This is a genomic window from Kitasatospora sp. NPDC023385 (assembly GCF_055664045.1).
Genome location: NZ_JBVOOL010000006.1, coordinates 104443 through 118066, shown reverse-complemented (window position 1 = coordinate 118066; position 13624 = coordinate 104443). Strand labels below are relative to the sequence as shown.

Here is a 13624-nt window from a genome sequence, read left to right as displayed (position 1 = left end):
CCACGCCCTGCTGGCATTCCCCTGCTGTCGCCGCTGTCGCCGCTGTCGCCGCGGAGACAGTACGAGGGTGTCCACGTCCGGTCTGTGACGGGAGGCCGGACTGTGCCGTCCGGCCACCCGGGCCCTGGCCCGCCTTCTGGGACCGGCCTCAGGCGGGGAGGAAGAAGCCGGTGATGTCGGCGAGGCGCCCGTCCTCGTGGTGGCGGGCGGTGCTGATGCCGGTCGACGCGGTCTCGCCCTTCCCGTCGAGCTGGGTCCAGCGGGCGAGGGAGCGGTCATGGTGCTCCAGCACCTCGTCGATGCGGAACCGGTGGCCGGGGAAGGCTCCGGCGAAGCCGGCCATGTAGGCGGCGAGTTCGGTCAGGCTGCCGACCTCGGTGCCGGGGTCGCGGTAGGCGACCTGGTCCACCGCGACCGCGCCGAGGGCGGCGGGCCGGTCGGCGGGCTCGGCCGACCAGCAGGCGGCGTAGTCGTTCCAGAGCCGCTGGGTGTCACTCATGGTCGTCCTGCTTTCGTGGGGTTCTCAGGGAGCCGATCGACGCCATGGCGCCGTCGGTGACGTTGTGCAGCGTGGCGCGGGGCAGGCCGGCCCGGACGAGCACCAGCAGGCCCTGGTAGAGCGCGAGCAGGTGGGCGGCCGTGGCCCCGACGTCGAGGTCCGGCGGCGTGTCGCCGCGGTGCCGGGTGCGGGTCAGCGCGTCGGCGAAGCCGCTGTCGATCACTGCCAGGCCGTGGTGCACGCCGGCGGCGGCCTGGGGGAGGGCGAAGGACTCGACGGCGGTGTTGGTGAGCAGGCAGCCCGGGTCGGGCTCGGTGCCGGTGTCGATCGCCGAGGTGAAGAACGAACGGATGCCGGCCAGTGGGTCCGCCGGCTCCAGCAGGTGGACCCGGACCCGGTCCTGCACCACCCGCTCGTTGTAGGCGTCGAAGGCGGCGTGGAACAGGCCGTCCTTGCTGCGGAAGGTCCGGTACAGGCTTCCCGGGTGCACCCCGGTGGCCTCCTCGATGTCCCGCAGTGAGGCGCCGAGGTACCCCCGGTGCCGGAAGAGCCGCATGGCCGAGGCCAGCACCTCGTCCTGATCCCAGAGCTGTCTGCGCCCCATCCCGGCCTCCGTAGTTGAACGATTGCTCACAAAAATAGCACGCGTCAGAACCCCTCGAATGCGCCCCCGAATGCGCCGTACGTGACCACCGGATCACCTGCTGTGCCGACCAGTCGCTCACTCCGGCGAAGCCGCACGCGCCGGCTCAAGCGCGGTGCGGAGAACTCTGGGGGAGGCGACCGATGAGTTTCACGCCCGGGCGTGGTCTTCTCTGATGCAACGCGAAGACAGACTTCGCTGCAGAACCTCGCAGCAGGACTTCGCAGCAACCCGTGACCGCCCGAGCGGCGCCTACCGAAGGACGATGAGATGACCGAGCTGAACGCGGAACGTGCCCGGCGGGCGATCGTCGAACACACCCGGCGCCTGGCGGAATCAGCCGCCGCGGCCGGACCTGACGCCGCGGTGCCGACAACTCCGGGGTGGACCATGACCGACCTGGTCGAGCACGTGGGCCAGAGCCAGCACTGGGTCGCGGAGATCATCGACCGGCGCATCACCGACCCCACACGGTTGCCGACGGAGGTGGCCGTACTCCCCGCCGACCCCGGCGAGTGGCAGGCGTGGCTGTCGGAGTCCGCGCAGCGGGTCGTGCGTGCGTGCTCCGATGACGCGCTGGACGCGCCGGTGTTCAACGCCGCGGGGGACGCGCGGCCGGGGACGCGATTCTGGATGTCCAGCGTCCTCAACGAGGCGGTCGTCCACGGCTTCGATGCGGCCAACGCGGCGGACCGGCCGGCCGACGTCGACGCCGACATCGCCGCCGCGCTCATCGGCAACCACCTCGCGATGCTCACCTCCCCGACGTGGGAGATGCGGCGGTCCGAGTCCGCGCACGCGATCCGGGGCGCGGGGCAGACCCTGCAGTGGCTGGCCACCGACAGGGCTGACGACGCGGGCGCCTGGTTCGTCGAACGGCGGCCCGACGGGGTGAGGTGGCAGGCCGGGGCCCGGCAGGCCGATGTGACGGTGACCGGCCCGGCGCGATCGCTGCTGCTGACCTTGACCCGGCGACTCCCGCTCACCGACCTCGAAGCCGCCAACGTCCGCGTCGATGGCGACACCGACCTCGTCCGGCACTGGCTCGACAGCACCGCCCATGTCAGCGGCTGACCGGCCATCGGCCCCGGCTCGCCACCAGGCCCTGCGATGAGCCACCCACGCCGGCCGCCGCTGCGTACGGCGTGGGTGTCCTCGGCGCCCGCTACTTCAGCAGGAAGTCGTACACCGCCTGCCGTCCGGCCGGGTTGGCTGCCCGGTTCTGCACCGAGTGCGCCGCCCCGGGGACGATGACGATCTGCGGGTTGTGCGCCAACTCGGCCTGCCGGTAGAGCAGTTCGTACGGCGTGGACAGGTCGCGGTCGCCGCCGAGCAGCAGTACGGGCACGTTGGGCAGCTTGCGGTGCTCCGACGGCGTCGGCGGCACCGGCTCGCGCGGCCAGTCGAGGCAGACCAGGAGGCTGCCGAGCCCGGTCGCGGTCGCCGGGTCGTACGGCCAGGTCTGTTCGGCGGTCAGCTGTTGCCGGGTGCGTTCCAGGGCCGCCGCGCGGCCCGCGACGGGGGTGTCGGTGGTGCCCCACGGGAAGTGCGAGTCGGCGCACAGGGCGGCGGAGTGCAGCCCCTGGCTGAGCTCCTCGGCCGGGGCGGCGTCGACCTCCTGGCGGACGAGCTCGAAGAAGTCCTGGAGCTTCGCGGGCTGCCCGGCGGCGGCCTCGTGCAGGATTTCCGGGACTCCGCCGTAGTTCGGGTCGATGAACTCGTAGCCGGTGAGCGCGCTCAGGATCTGGGCCCCGTTGCCGTACCTGCGGACGGTGGCGGCGAGGTCGGCGGCCGGGTCGGTGGTGCAGCCGGTGGCCTGGCAGGCGGCCCGCAGGACGCGGGCGGTGGCGGACATCGAGGCGAGGTCGAGGGGGTCGAAACCCTGCGGCGGCGCCACCGAGTCGAGCACCAGCCGGGCCACGTGGGCCGGGTGGGCGAGCGCGTACCGCTCGGCGACGAAGGTGCCGTAGGAGACGCCGTCCAGGGTGAGGCGGCGGTCGCCGAGGGCGCGGCGCAGCAGGTCGATGTCGGCGACGGTGTCGGCGGTGCCGTAGTAGCGGGCGTTCGGGCCGAGGGCGGCGGCGCAGTCGGCGATGGACTGCTTGCGCGGCACGGCGAGGTCGGAGGAGCCCATGTCCTCCTGGAGGCCGGGGCATTGCAGTGCGCCCCGGCCGGTGCCGCGCTGGTCGTACATGACCAGGCGGTAGTCCTTGAGGACGGGTTCCAGCTTGCTCGCGATCCGCTTCATCGTCGGGACGCCGGGCTGGCCGGGGCCGCCGGTGAGGAACAGCAGGTCGCCCTTGGGCGCCGTGGTGTTGCCGGTGACGGCCACCTCGAGGTCGAGGGTGCCGGGGGTGGCGCCGCTGTGGTCGAGCGGGACGGTGAGCGTCCCGCAGGTGAACTCGGGCGCGTCCGGGCAGGGCGCCTGCCCGGTGATCCCGCCGCCGACGCGGGCCGGTCCGGCCGTGGCGGCGAAGCCTGCGGGGGCGGCCAGGGTGGTGCCGGCGACCACCGCGACGGTGCCCAGCAGGGCGGCGATGCGGCCGCGCGTGCTCGTCATGTTCGTCCTTCCGGTCGCGCCGCGCCCGTGCTGACGCGGTCACGGAAGTAGCCTGCCCCGGCGGCACTTCGATGGCGAGCATGCGGGCCGGATCCAGCCCGGGAACGAACCGGTCGGCGGCGCACCGGACACCGTCAAACCCGCTCGCAGCGCGGGCGATCCCGCGCCCGAGGTGCCGATCGAGGACACGTCAGGGGCGGTGGCGCTCGATGGACGCCCGCACCGGGCCGGAGGCTGACGCCCCGAAGACCGACATGCCCCAAGCGGCCGGGCTGTTGCGTATCGCTCCTCGGAAGTCGGCCTCGGTCAGCCGGAACGTTGTGGTGATGTCCATGGTCGCGGTATCGCGGTCGGCGACGAAGGATCGTGACGGCCCGTCCTGTCGACGCACGGCCCGCGGTCGCGCAGGCTGTTGTCGTGCTTCCGGGCCATTGCGTGATCTTCAAGATCCCACGTTGGGCGTGGAACCGTCCAACGGGTTCCTCGGAGCCCGGCCGTTCCGGGCCCGGGGCGCGTCCGCAGGGGCTGACTACCTCCTCGGCGACGTCAGCACCGGCCGTTCAGGCCGGCAGCCGCAGGCGGAACAGTGCCCCGCCGCCGGGGGCGGCCTCGGCGGTGAGGGTGGCGCCGTGGGCGTGGGCGATCTGCCGTGCCATGGCGAGCCCGAGTCCGGAGCCGGGCAGGGCGCGCGCGGCCGAGGCCCGGTAGAAGCGGTCGAAGACGTACGGCAGGTCCTCGGCCGCGATGCCGGGGCCGTGGTCGCGGACGGTCAGTTCCAGTCCGGCGGTGAGCCGCACTTCGACCGTGGCGCCCGGCGGGCTGAACTTGGCCGCGTTGTCCAGCAGGTTGGAGACCAGGCGGGCCAGTCTGGCCGGCACGCCGGGGACGGTGCGCCCGCCGGCGTCGTCGTCCAGGGTGAAGGCGATCGCCGGCCAGTGGTCGCGCGCGGTGTCCACGCAGTGCCCGACGAGCCGGCCGACGGCGACCTGTTCGAGCAGCGGCTGCGGCTCCTCGTCGCGGGCCAGCTCGATGAGGTCGTTGACCAGCCCGGTCACCTCGCGCAGCTGGCGGTGCAGTGCGGCCGCCGCCCGTTCGCGCTGACTGTCCGTCAACCGGTCTGCCCGGGCGAGCAGTTCGGCGTTGGTGCGCAGCGCGGTCAGCGGGGTGCGCAGTTCGTGTGAGGCGTCGGCGACGAGCCTGCGCTGGGCGGCGACGGACTGTTCCAGTTCGCCCAGCATGGTGTTGAAGCTGCCGGCCAGTCTGGTCAGCTCGTCCTCCCGTCGCCCGGGCGGCAGATCGATCCGCAGCCCCGCGTCCCGGGTGTCGGCGATCCGCTCGGCGGTGCGGGTCAGCCGGGCGACCGGGGCGAGGCCGGTGCGGGCCACCGTACGTCCCAGTGCGGCGGCCAGGAGCACGCCCACCGCCGCGACGGCCGCCATCAGCGCGCCGGCCTGCCGCACTCCCTCCTGGACGCTGTCCGCGCGCAGCGCGACCTGGACGGCCTGCCGGGCGCCGGGCGGCGCCGCGATCATCGGCGTGGTGAGCATCCGGGCCGGGTGGCCGCCGATGACGAGGTCGGTGAAGTAGCCGGCCCGCTGCCGGTCGGCGACCTGGCGGGTGGCCGGCGTGACGGGCAGCAGGTACGGCTCGTTCGCCACCTTGCCGGGGTCGGCGGAGACGATCTGCGCGCAGGCCGGGGCGGCCAGGTAGTTGCACTCGCCGTAGACGACCTGCGGCCCCTGGTCGCGGTGCTGCTGCTGCACCAGGGTGGCCTGCTGGGTGAGGTGCTGGTCGAGCTGGTGGGTGAGCTCGTAGCGGACGATGCTGAACGCGGCCGCGCTGATCCCGAGCGCCATCACGGCGACCGCGGCCGTGCAGGCGAGGGCCAGCCGGGTGCGCAGCGGGCGCCGACGCCGCCAGCGGGCGTGCGCCCTCAAGCCCGGTCCAGCCGGTAGCCGACCCCGTGCACGGTGTGCACCAGCCGCGGTTCGCCGCCGGCTTCCAGCTTGCGGCGCAGGTAACCGACATAGACGGCGAGCGAGTTGGAGTCGGGGCCGAAGTCGGCGCCCCACACCCGCTCCATGATCACCTCGCGCGGGAGCACCTGGCCGGGGTGGCGCAGCAGCACCTCCAGCAGCGCGAACTCGGTACGCGAGAACTCCACCGGCCGCCCGGCCCGGCTCCCGGTCCGGGTGGCCGGGTCGACGTCCAGATCGGCGAAGCGGCAGCCGGGCTCCTCGGCCGCCGGGGCGCTGCGCCGCAGCAGGGCGCGCAGCCGGGCGGTCAGCTCGTCCAGCGCGAACGGCTTGACCAGGTAGTCGTCGGCCCCCGCGTCGAGGCCGTCGACGCGGTCGCTCACCGAATCGCGCGCGGTCAGCACCAGGATCGGGATCCGGTCGCCCAGCGCCCGCAGCCGCCGGCAGACCGCCAGCCCGTCGAGGACGGGCATCAGCAGGTCGAGCACCATCGCGTCGGGCTGCCAGCCGGCCACCTCGCTCAGCGCCGCCAGCCCGTCGGCGGCGCCGCGCACCTGGTAGCCCTCGACGGCCAGCCCGTCCTCGACGGCGGCCCGCACCTCCGGATCGTCGTCGACGACCAGCACCCTCTGCCCGTTGCCCATGCGGACAACCCTCTCAAAACGACTCTGAGAAGTCTCTTAGACGGCCTCAGCAGGCTCGACGGCATGCGGACAGAACACGGCCCTCACAGCCATCACGGCAACCACGGCCCTCACAGCCATGACGGCCTCCACGGCAACCACGGCCGTCATGGCAACCACAGCGACCACAGCGACCGCCCCCTGTCGGTGGTGATCGGCGCCGGCGGCACCGGCGGACACATCTACCCGGGCCTCGCGCTGGCCGAGGCGCTGCGCAGGGCCGACCCGCGGGCCGTGATCTCCTTCGTGGGCACCGAACGCGGACTGGAGACCACCCTGATCCCGCAGGCCGGCTACCGGCTGCACACCGTCGACATGATCCCCTTCGACGCCTCCCTCGGCCCCCGCCGCTACCTGCTTCCCGCGGCGCTGATGCGCTCCGGCCGGGACTGCCGCCAGATCCTGCGGGCCCAGGGCGCCCAGGTGGCGGTCGGCATGGGCGGCTACCCGAGCGCACCGGTGATCGTCGGCGCCAGGATGGCCGGGCTGCCTAGCGTGGTGCACGAGTCGAACGCGGTGCCCGGGCGGGCCAACCGCTTCGCCGCCCGGCTCACCCCGCACATCGCGCTCGCCTTCGACCGCACCCGCGAGCACCTGCCCGCCGGCCGCTCGCCGCAGACCGTCGGGATGCCGCTGGTCGGCGCCGTGGCCCGACTCGACCGGGCGGCGCTGCGCGCCGAGGCCCGGCGGCACTTCGGCGTCCCCGACGGCGCCCGGCTGCTGGTCTTCAACGGCGGCAGCCTCGGCGCGGCCCGGCTCACCGCGGCCGCCGTCGAACTGGCCGGACGCTGGCGCCACCGCACCGACCGGCGGCTGCTGATCAAGACCGGCCCGGCCGCGCTGGCGCAGGTCCGGGCCGCGCTGGAGGGGAACCCGACGGCGCACGCGGTCGCCTACCTGGACCGGATGGACCTGGCCTACGCGGCAGCCGACCTCATGGTGTGCCGCGCCGGGGCCGCCACCGTCGCCGAACTCTCCAGCGTCCGCACGCCCGCCGTACTGGTGCCCTACCCGCACGCGCCGCACGACCACCAGACCCACAACGCACGCGTCCTGTCCGACGCCGGAGCCGGCCTGCTGCTGCCGGACGACGAGTGCACCGGCGAGCGGCTGGCGGCACTGGTGGACCCCCTGCTCGCCGATCCGGCCCGACTGGCGGCGATGGCACGGGCGGCCGACCCGGGAGACCACGCACGGGCCGCCGACCTGCTGGCCGCCAAGGTGCTCGGCGTCATCGGCCGGACCCCGCAGCCCGAGCCGTCGCCCACCACCGCCCCCCACGACTGCTGACCGCCCCACGACTGCTGACCGCCGACCACCCGCCCGCCCCCGACCACCCGGAGGACCACCATGAACCACCCCACCGACCCCAACACCCCCACCGCGCACCAGGACTGGACCGGCCGGACCGTCCTGGTCACCGGCGCCGAGGGCTTCATCGGCAGCACCCTGGTCGATCTGCTCGTCGCCCGCGGCGCCCGCGTCCGCGCCCTGGTGCACTACAAGCCGTACGCCGAACGCGGATACCTGGCCCGCTACCTGGCCGACCCCGACAGCGCCGTGGAGATGGTCGCCGGCGACGTCCGCGACCCCGGCCGCGTTCTGGACGCGGTCGCCGGCTGCGACACCGTCTTCCACCTCGCCGCACTGATCGGCATCCCCTACAGCTACCTGGCCCCCGAGGCCTACGTGCACACCAACGTCGTGGGCACCCACAACGTCGCCGCCGCCTGCCTGCGGCACGGCGCCCGCCTCCTGCACACCTCCACCAGCGAGGTGTACGGGACCGCGATCACCGCACCCATCGACGAACAGCACCCACTGCAGCCGCAGTCCCCGTACTCCGCCTCGAAGATCGGCGCGGACATGCTGGCGCTCTCCTACTGGCACGCCTTCGAACTGCCGGTCTCGGTGGTCCGCCCGTTCAACACCTACGGCCCGCGCCAGTCGGCCCGCGCCGTCATCCCCACCATCCTGGCCCAACTCCACTCCGGCGCACGGGAGATCAGGCTCGGCTCGACGACCCCCACTCGGGACTTCACCTACGCGACCGACACCGCGGAAGGCTTCCTGGCGATCGCCCGGGCCGACCGCGCGCTCGGTGAGACCGTCAACCTCGGCACCGGCAGCGAGGTGTCGATCGGCGACCTGGCCAAGGCCCTGATCACCGCCTCCGGCCAGGACGCCGAGATCGTCGTCGACCCGACCCGGCTGCGCCCCGGCGGCAGCGAGGTCGAGCGGCTGCTCTCCGACAACCGCAAGGCGCGCGAACTGGCGGGCTGGCAGCCGCAGGTGGGCCTGGACGAGGGCCTGCGCCGCACCTCCGACTGGGTCGCCGAACACCTGCACCTGCTCGCCCCGGACCGCTACCAGGTCTGACGCCGCCCCCGCCCCGGTTCCGCTCGGGAGCCTGCCCCTCCCGCCCTGGACGGCCCCGAAGGCCGCCTCCTGCGGGCAGCGCGGAAGGCCGTCGCCTGGCGAGGGCGACGGCCTTCCGCCATGCGGTGTCAGGACGGTGGGGGCGACCCCTGCTGGGCCTGCGGTCGTTCCGACGCCGAAAATCTAAACTGTTCAGTTCAATGTGTCAACGAGACGGTTCAGTATTGACTCTGAACTGGGTCGTGTAGTTCAGTTCTCGGCATGACGACGACTCAGCTCGCCGCGGCCCAGGCCGCCCCCGTCCGTTCGATCACCACCGTCCGTTCGACCACCACCGTCATCGATCCCGTGCACACCTTCGAGGGCGCCGGTTTCCCCGTCCGCCGCCCGTTCCCGGTGGCCGAGCTCCCGATGCTCGACCCGTTCCTGATGGTCGACCAGACCGGTCCGCTGCTGCTGGCCCCCGGCGAGGCCAAGGGCGCCCCCGCCCACCCGCACCGCGGCTTCGAGGCGGTCTCCTACCTCATCGAGGGCTCGATGGACTGGGCCGACTCGACCGGCCGGCGCGGCACCAGCGTCGCCGGCGAGGTCGAGTGGCTCACCGCCGGTGCCGGCATCGTCCACTCCAACGAGCCGACCGCCGAACTGCTCGCCCACGGCGGCCGCCAGCACATGCTCCAGATCTGGGTGAACCTGCCCGCCCGACTGAAGGACCTCCCGGCCCGCAGCCAGAACCAGGGGCCCGACACCATCCCGGTGGTGCACACCGAGGACGGCAGCCGGGTCAAGGTGATCGCGGGCCGCAGCCACGGCGTGGCCGGACCCTTCGAGACGCACCTGCCGGTCCTGCTCGCCCATGCCGTGCTCGCCGCAGGCGGACGGGCCGACTTCACCGTGCCGCTCGGCCACAACGCCGCCGTCTACGTGCTCTCCGGCGCCGTCGAGCTGCCCGACGCGCCGCTGGCGGACGGCCAGCTCGCGGTACTGGCCCACGACGGCGAGCGGATCTCCGTCGCCGCGCCGCACGGCCCGGCCGAGGTGCTGGTCCTGGCCGGCGAGCCGATCGGCGAGCCGGTGGCCCGCGGCGGCCCGTTCGTGATGAACACCGCAGCCGAGCTCCGGCAGGCCCAACTCGACTTCGCAAACGGAAAGTTCGGCAGGATCCCGGAATGAGCCCGGGCGTGCTGAACACGGCCGCAGGGGCGGGCACGCTCCCGGCGGAGCCGCCGACGGACAGCGCCGGCCGGGGCGTACGGGGGTCGCTCCGGACCGGTGTGCTGCTCGCGGCGGTCGCCGCCCCGGGGGCGGCCGGACTCTCCAGCCCGAGCCTCGTCCTGCCCGCCATCGCACGCGAGCTGCACACCGGCCTCGGCTCCGCCGCCTGGCTGATGAGCGGCTACGGGCTCGGCATGATGCTCGGCACCCCGCTGCTCACCGGCACCGCCGGGCGGCGCGGCCCCCGGGCGCTGCTGCTGGCCTCCGCGGGGGCGCTGCTGCTCGGCGTGCTGGTCACGCTCGCCGCGGGGGCGGCCCTCGGCCCGCTGGTCGCCGGGCGCGCTCTGCTGGCGGTCGGGGCGGCCGGGTTCAACGTGGCCGCCTTCCAGCTGGCCGCGCGCCAACCGGACAGACGCGCCTCCGGGGTCGTCGCGATCGGCAGCGCGGCGGGCGGCACCGCCGGGCTGTTCATCGGCGCGGCGGTGGCGGCCGGGCTGGGCTGGCGGGCCTGCCTGGTGCTGCCGGTGCTGACCCTGGCGGTGCTGCCGGCCGCACTGCGCGGGTGCGCGGAACCGGCCGCGGGACCGGCCGCGGGACCGATGGCCGGGACCGGACCGGAGTCGGCGCGGGGTGCGGGTGCGGCCGCGGGTGTGGGGAGCCGCTCGTTCCTCGGCCTGGACGTCCTGGCGGTGCCGCGCTTCCGGGCCGTCGCGGCGGTGATGCTGGTCCTGGCGACCGTCAACTTCGGCCTGGTCTACGGCGCACCGCGGCGGGTCGCCGCGCTGACCGGCTGGAGCACCGTCCAGACCGGCGCCGCCGGCTCGCTCACCACTCTGACCGGCGCGCTGCTCTCCTGGTCGCTGGTGCGCGCCGCGCCCCGGCTGGGCCTGCGGTGGACCGCCGGCCTGCTGCTCGGCGTCTCGTTCGCCGCACTCACGCTCGCCGCGTTCGGCCCCTGGGCGTCGCTGGTGCTGCTGGGCGCCGGGGCCAGCGCCTGCGTCAACGCGGGCGGCCAGGGCGTCCTGACCGGCGCCGCCGCCGAGGCCGTGACGCCGCAGCGGCGGCCGGAGGCGATCGGGCTGTTCAACCTGGTGTTCCTGCTCGGTGCGGCGCTCGGCCCGCAGCTGGCGGCGTTCGGCGAGCGGATCGCCGGGCTGGGCCCGTACTTTGCCTCGCTGGTGCACTGACCGGGCGCGCCGCCGGGTGCCGCCGGAGTCGCCGCGGCCCAGGCCTCAGGTGCCAGGCGCACGACCGGACCGTTCAGTTTCCTATACTGGCCCGTACCGTCTCTCCCCGAAGCATCCAACACCCGGCACCCAGCACCCAGCACCACGAGGAGAACCCCCGATGGCCGCCGACAGCCCCCAGCCGATCGACGAGTTCGGCATCCCGATCATCCCGAGCCCGGTCGACGCCGCCCAGCGGCGCCGGCAGGCGATCATCGACGCGGCCCTGGTCGAGTTCCTGAAAGAGGGCTACTCCGCCGCCTCGATGGACGCCATCACCGCGCGCTCCGGCGTCTCCAAGGCGACCATCTACAAGCACTTCGGCAACAAGGAACGGCTCTTCCTCGCGGTGATCGGCGGCATACTGCCCACCACCTACGAGGACCTCAAGCCGTGGAACTCCACCATCGCCGAGGCCGACGACCTGCGCTCCGCGCTGATCACGCTCACCCTCGACTGGACCCGCATCCTGCTGCGCCCCGACATCATGTCGCTGCGCCGCCTGGTGATCGGCGAGATCGACCGCTTCCCCCAGCTGGGCCAGCTCTGGTACCGGGTCAGCTACGACATGAACAACGGCCCGCTGATCGAGGCCTTCGCCGAACTGGACCGCCGCGGCGTGCTCGCCGTGGAGGACCCGGCGCTGGCCGTGCAGCAGCTGGTCGCCTGCACGGTGGGCGTGCCGCAGCTGGTGCGGACGTTCCGCCCGGAGGCCGAACTGGACGAGGCCGCGATGCACCGGATGATCAGCTCAGGGGTCGACCTGTTCCTGGCGCGGTACGCACGGGAGCAGTGACCCCGACGGCAGTGACCCCGACGGCAGTGGCCACGGCGGCAGTGGCCACTGCTGCATTGACCATGGCGACGGCGGGCCCGGCGTTCGGCCCGCGACGGTGCCGCCGCAGCCCGGCCACCAGCAGCAGCACCGCCGTCCACGCGCCGGTGCAGAGCACCTGGCTGCGGCTGTCCGGGTCCACCAGCATGAACACCAGCACCCCGGCCATCGTCGCCAGCGCCAGGTAACCCAGGTACGGGAAGCCCCGCATCGGGGCCGCCTGCCGCAGCCCGCGCTCCTGCTCCGGTCCGTACTCCGGCCCGTGCCGCTCCGGCCCGTCCGTGCGCTGCGGCCGGCCGTGCAGCCGCAGGTGGGAAGCGGCGATCAGGATCCAGACCACCAGGATCGCCGTCCCGATCGAGTTCAGCAGGAACGGGAAGACGGTCCGCGGCCACAGCAGGCTGAGCACCACCGACGCGAAGCCGAACGCGGCCGAGGCGAGCACGGCGCGGACCGTCCCGGCCGTGTCGGCCAAGTCGCTGCTGCCGCCGCCGTCGCCGTCTCCGCCGCGGTCGGCCGACCGGTTGCGGCTGGCCAGCAGGCGTGGGGCGTCGCCGCGGGCGGCGAGGGCGTGCAGCATCCGCGAGGAGCCGTAGATGTTGGCGTTCATCGCCGACAGCAGGGCCACCAGCACGACGGCGTTCATCAGCTGAGCCGCGCCCGGCACCCCGATCCGGCCGATCGCCGCCGCGTACGGGCCGCCGGTGACCGCCGGGTCGTCCCACGGCACCACGGCGACGATCACCGCCATCGAGCCGATGTAGAACAGCGCCACCCGCCACAGCACCGTGCGCACCGCCCGGCGCACCGCGGCCACCGGGTCCTCGCACTCGGCGGCGGCGATGGTCACCGTCTCCAGCCCGCCGTACGCGAACACCGCCGCGATGGTGCCCACCGCGACCCCGTGCCAGCCGTGCGGCAGCAGGCCGCCGTGCGCGGCCAGGTTCTCCGCGGCCGGAGTCCGGCCGGTGAGCACGGCGGCGGCGCCGAGCAGGATGAACGCGCAGATCGAGGCCGCCTTCACCCCGGCGAACCAGAACTCCAGCTCGCCGAAGTGCCGCACGCCCGCCAGGTTCGTCCCGGTGAACAGCGCCATGAACGCCGCCACCCACACCCAGGCCGGCACCTGCGGCAGCCATCCCGCCACGATCCGGGACGCCCCGATCGCCTCCGCGGCCACGCTCACCACCAGCAGCGCCCAGTACATCCAGCCGGCCAGCAGCCCGGCCCACGGCCCCCAGGCACGGGTGGCGTGCGCGGAGAACGACCCGGAGCCGGGGCGGGCGGCGGACATCTCGCCGAGCATCCGCATGACCAGCACCGTGAGCACCCCGGCCACCACGTACGACACCACGATCCCGGGCCCCGCCGCGGCGATCCCGACACCGGAGCCGACGAACAGCCCGGCTCCGATCGCACCGCCCAGCGCGATCATGGCGATGTGGCGCTGTCTCAGCCCACGACCGACCGACCGGTCCTCCGACATCACGGCTTCCCCCCGTTGTGATCCAACCGGGGGAGATCCTGGCCCCGACCCCCCGTCGTGATCAAGCCCTCCGCGTCCTGGGGCCTGCGCAGCGGACCGGCCCTCGACCGGCCCTGACCCGG

13 protein-coding genes are annotated in these 13624 nt (G+C 74.0%); 6 read left to right on the top strand and 7 right to left on the bottom strand.

Annotated elements, in window-relative coordinates; genetic code table 11:
• Window positions 1-148 precede the first annotated feature (148 nt).
• Window positions 149-499 carry a nuclear transport factor 2 family protein gene (locus AC0B61_RS12020; RefSeq protein ID WP_471740527.1) on the bottom strand — a complete coding sequence of 117 codons (351 nt, stop codon included), beginning with the start codon at window positions 497-499 and terminating at the stop codon, window positions 149-151.
• Window positions 492-1103 (bottom strand): TetR/AcrR family transcriptional regulator, encoded by a 612-nt coding sequence (locus AC0B61_RS12015; protein ID WP_471740526.1) that lies wholly within the window; start codon window positions 1101-1103, stop codon window positions 492-494. Before AC0B61_RS12015 ends, AC0B61_RS12020 begins: the two co-directional genes overlap by 8 nt.
• A gap of 309 nt (window positions 1104-1412) precedes the next feature.
• On the opposite strand from AC0B61_RS12015, the gene AC0B61_RS12010 reads away from it, so the two are divergent.
• Entirely contained in the window at window positions 1413-2216 is an 804-nt protein-coding gene (locus AC0B61_RS12010; RefSeq protein ID WP_471740525.1) for a maleylpyruvate isomerase family mycothiol-dependent enzyme, read from the top strand.
• Window positions 2217-2307: 91 nt separating this feature from the next.
• Here the strand turns inward: AC0B61_RS12010 and AC0B61_RS12005 are convergent, their stop codons facing one another.
• From AC0B61_RS12005 to AC0B61_RS11990, 4 genes are all read right to left on the bottom strand, one after another.
• Complete coding sequence (locus AC0B61_RS12005) at window positions 2308-3702, bottom strand: alpha/beta fold hydrolase (RefSeq protein ID WP_471740524.1); 1395 nt, start codon at window positions 3700-3702, stop codon at window positions 2308-2310.
• Window positions 3703-3892: 190 nt separating this feature from the next.
• Window positions 3893-4036 (bottom strand): hypothetical protein, encoded by a 144-nt coding sequence (locus AC0B61_RS12000; RefSeq protein ID WP_471740523.1) that lies wholly within the window; start codon window positions 4034-4036, stop codon window positions 3893-3895.
• A 226-nt stretch (window positions 4037-4262) separates the two neighbouring features.
• A complete protein-coding gene (locus AC0B61_RS11995; RefSeq protein WP_471740522.1) occupies window positions 4263-5639 on the bottom strand; it encodes a sensor histidine kinase in 1377 nt (458 codons plus the stop codon).
• Entirely contained in the window at window positions 5636-6322 is a 687-nt protein-coding gene (locus AC0B61_RS11990; RefSeq protein ID WP_471740521.1) for a response regulator transcription factor, read from the bottom strand. The genes AC0B61_RS11995 and AC0B61_RS11990 overlap by 4 nt, the downstream gene beginning before the upstream one ends.
• 189 nt (window positions 6323-6511) lie before the next feature.
• On the opposite strand from AC0B61_RS11990, the gene AC0B61_RS11985 reads away from it, so the two are divergent.
• The 5 genes from AC0B61_RS11985 (at window position 6512) to AC0B61_RS11965 (ending at window position 11977) form a co-directional block, all read left to right on the top strand.
• A complete protein-coding gene (locus tag AC0B61_RS11985; protein ID WP_471740759.1) occupies window positions 6512-7651 on the top strand; it encodes a UDP-N-acetylglucosamine--N-acetylmuramyl-(pentapeptide) pyrophosphoryl-undecaprenol N-acetylglucosamine transferase in 1140 nt (379 codons plus the stop codon).
• A 60-nt stretch (window positions 7652-7711) separates the two neighbouring features.
• The gene (locus AC0B61_RS11980; protein WP_471740520.1) at window positions 7712-8740 is read left to right on the top strand and encodes an SDR family NAD(P)-dependent oxidoreductase; all 1029 of its coding nucleotides are present in this window, start codon (window positions 7712-7714) and stop codon (window positions 8738-8740) included.
• Between the two features lie 261 nt (window positions 8741-9001).
• Window positions 9002-9913 carry a pirin family protein gene (locus AC0B61_RS11975; protein WP_471740519.1) on the top strand — a complete coding sequence of 304 codons (912 nt, stop codon included), beginning with the start codon at window positions 9002-9004 and terminating at the stop codon, window positions 9911-9913.
• Window positions 9910-11142, top strand: coding sequence for an MFS transporter (locus tag AC0B61_RS11970; RefSeq protein ID WP_471740518.1), 1233 nt, complete (start codon window positions 9910-9912; stop codon window positions 11140-11142). Before AC0B61_RS11975 ends, AC0B61_RS11970 begins: the two co-directional genes overlap by 4 nt.
• 160 nt (window positions 11143-11302) lie before the next feature.
• The gene (locus tag AC0B61_RS11965) at window positions 11303-11977 is read left to right on the top strand and encodes a TetR/AcrR family transcriptional regulator (protein ID WP_471740517.1); all 675 of its coding nucleotides are present in this window, start codon (window positions 11303-11305) and stop codon (window positions 11975-11977) included.
• On the opposite strand, the gene AC0B61_RS11960 is transcribed toward AC0B61_RS11965, so the two are convergent.
• A complete protein-coding gene (locus tag AC0B61_RS11960; RefSeq protein ID WP_471740516.1) occupies window positions 11928-13502 on the bottom strand; it encodes an amino acid permease in 1575 nt (524 codons plus the stop codon). The genes AC0B61_RS11965 and AC0B61_RS11960 overlap by 50 nt on opposite strands.
• Window positions 13503-13624: the final 122 nt, after the last annotated feature.

What these genes read in the sequence shown, in the direction of transcription:
- AC0B61_RS12020 (WP_471740527.1), bottom strand. Translation starts at nt 499, where the DNA reads ATGAGTGACACCCAGCGGCTCTGGAACGACTACGCCGCCTGCTGGTCG.
- AC0B61_RS12015 (WP_471740526.1), bottom strand. Translation starts at nt 1,103, where the DNA reads ATGGGGCGCAGACAGCTCTGGGATCAGGACGAGGTGCTGGCCTCGGCC.
- AC0B61_RS12010 (WP_471740525.1), top strand. Translation starts at nt 1,413, where the DNA reads ATGACCGAGCTGAACGCGGAACGTGCCCGGCGGGCGATCGTCGAACAC.
- AC0B61_RS12005 (WP_471740524.1), bottom strand. Translation starts at nt 3,702, where the DNA reads ATGACGAGCACGCGCGGCCGCATCGCCGCCCTGCTGGGCACCGTCGCG.
- AC0B61_RS12000 (WP_471740523.1), bottom strand. Translation starts at nt 4,036, where the DNA reads ATGGACATCACCACAACGTTCCGGCTGACCGAGGCCGACTTCCGAGGA.
- AC0B61_RS11990 (WP_471740521.1), bottom strand. Translation starts at nt 6,322, where the DNA reads ATGGGCAACGGGCAGAGGGTGCTGGTCGTCGACGACGATCCGGAGGTG.
- AC0B61_RS11980 (WP_471740520.1), top strand. Translation starts at nt 7,712, where the DNA reads ATGAACCACCCCACCGACCCCAACACCCCCACCGCGCACCAGGACTGG.
- AC0B61_RS11975 (WP_471740519.1), top strand. Translation starts at nt 9,002, where the DNA reads ATGACGACGACTCAGCTCGCCGCGGCCCAGGCCGCCCCCGTCCGTTCG.
- AC0B61_RS11970 (WP_471740518.1), top strand. Translation starts at nt 9,910, where the DNA reads ATGAGCCCGGGCGTGCTGAACACGGCCGCAGGGGCGGGCACGCTCCCG.
- AC0B61_RS11965 (WP_471740517.1), top strand. Translation starts at nt 11,303, where the DNA reads ATGGCCGCCGACAGCCCCCAGCCGATCGACGAGTTCGGCATCCCGATC.
- AC0B61_RS11960 (WP_471740516.1), bottom strand. Translation starts at nt 13,502, where the DNA reads ATGTCGGAGGACCGGTCGGTCGGTCGTGGGCTGAGACAGCGCCACATC.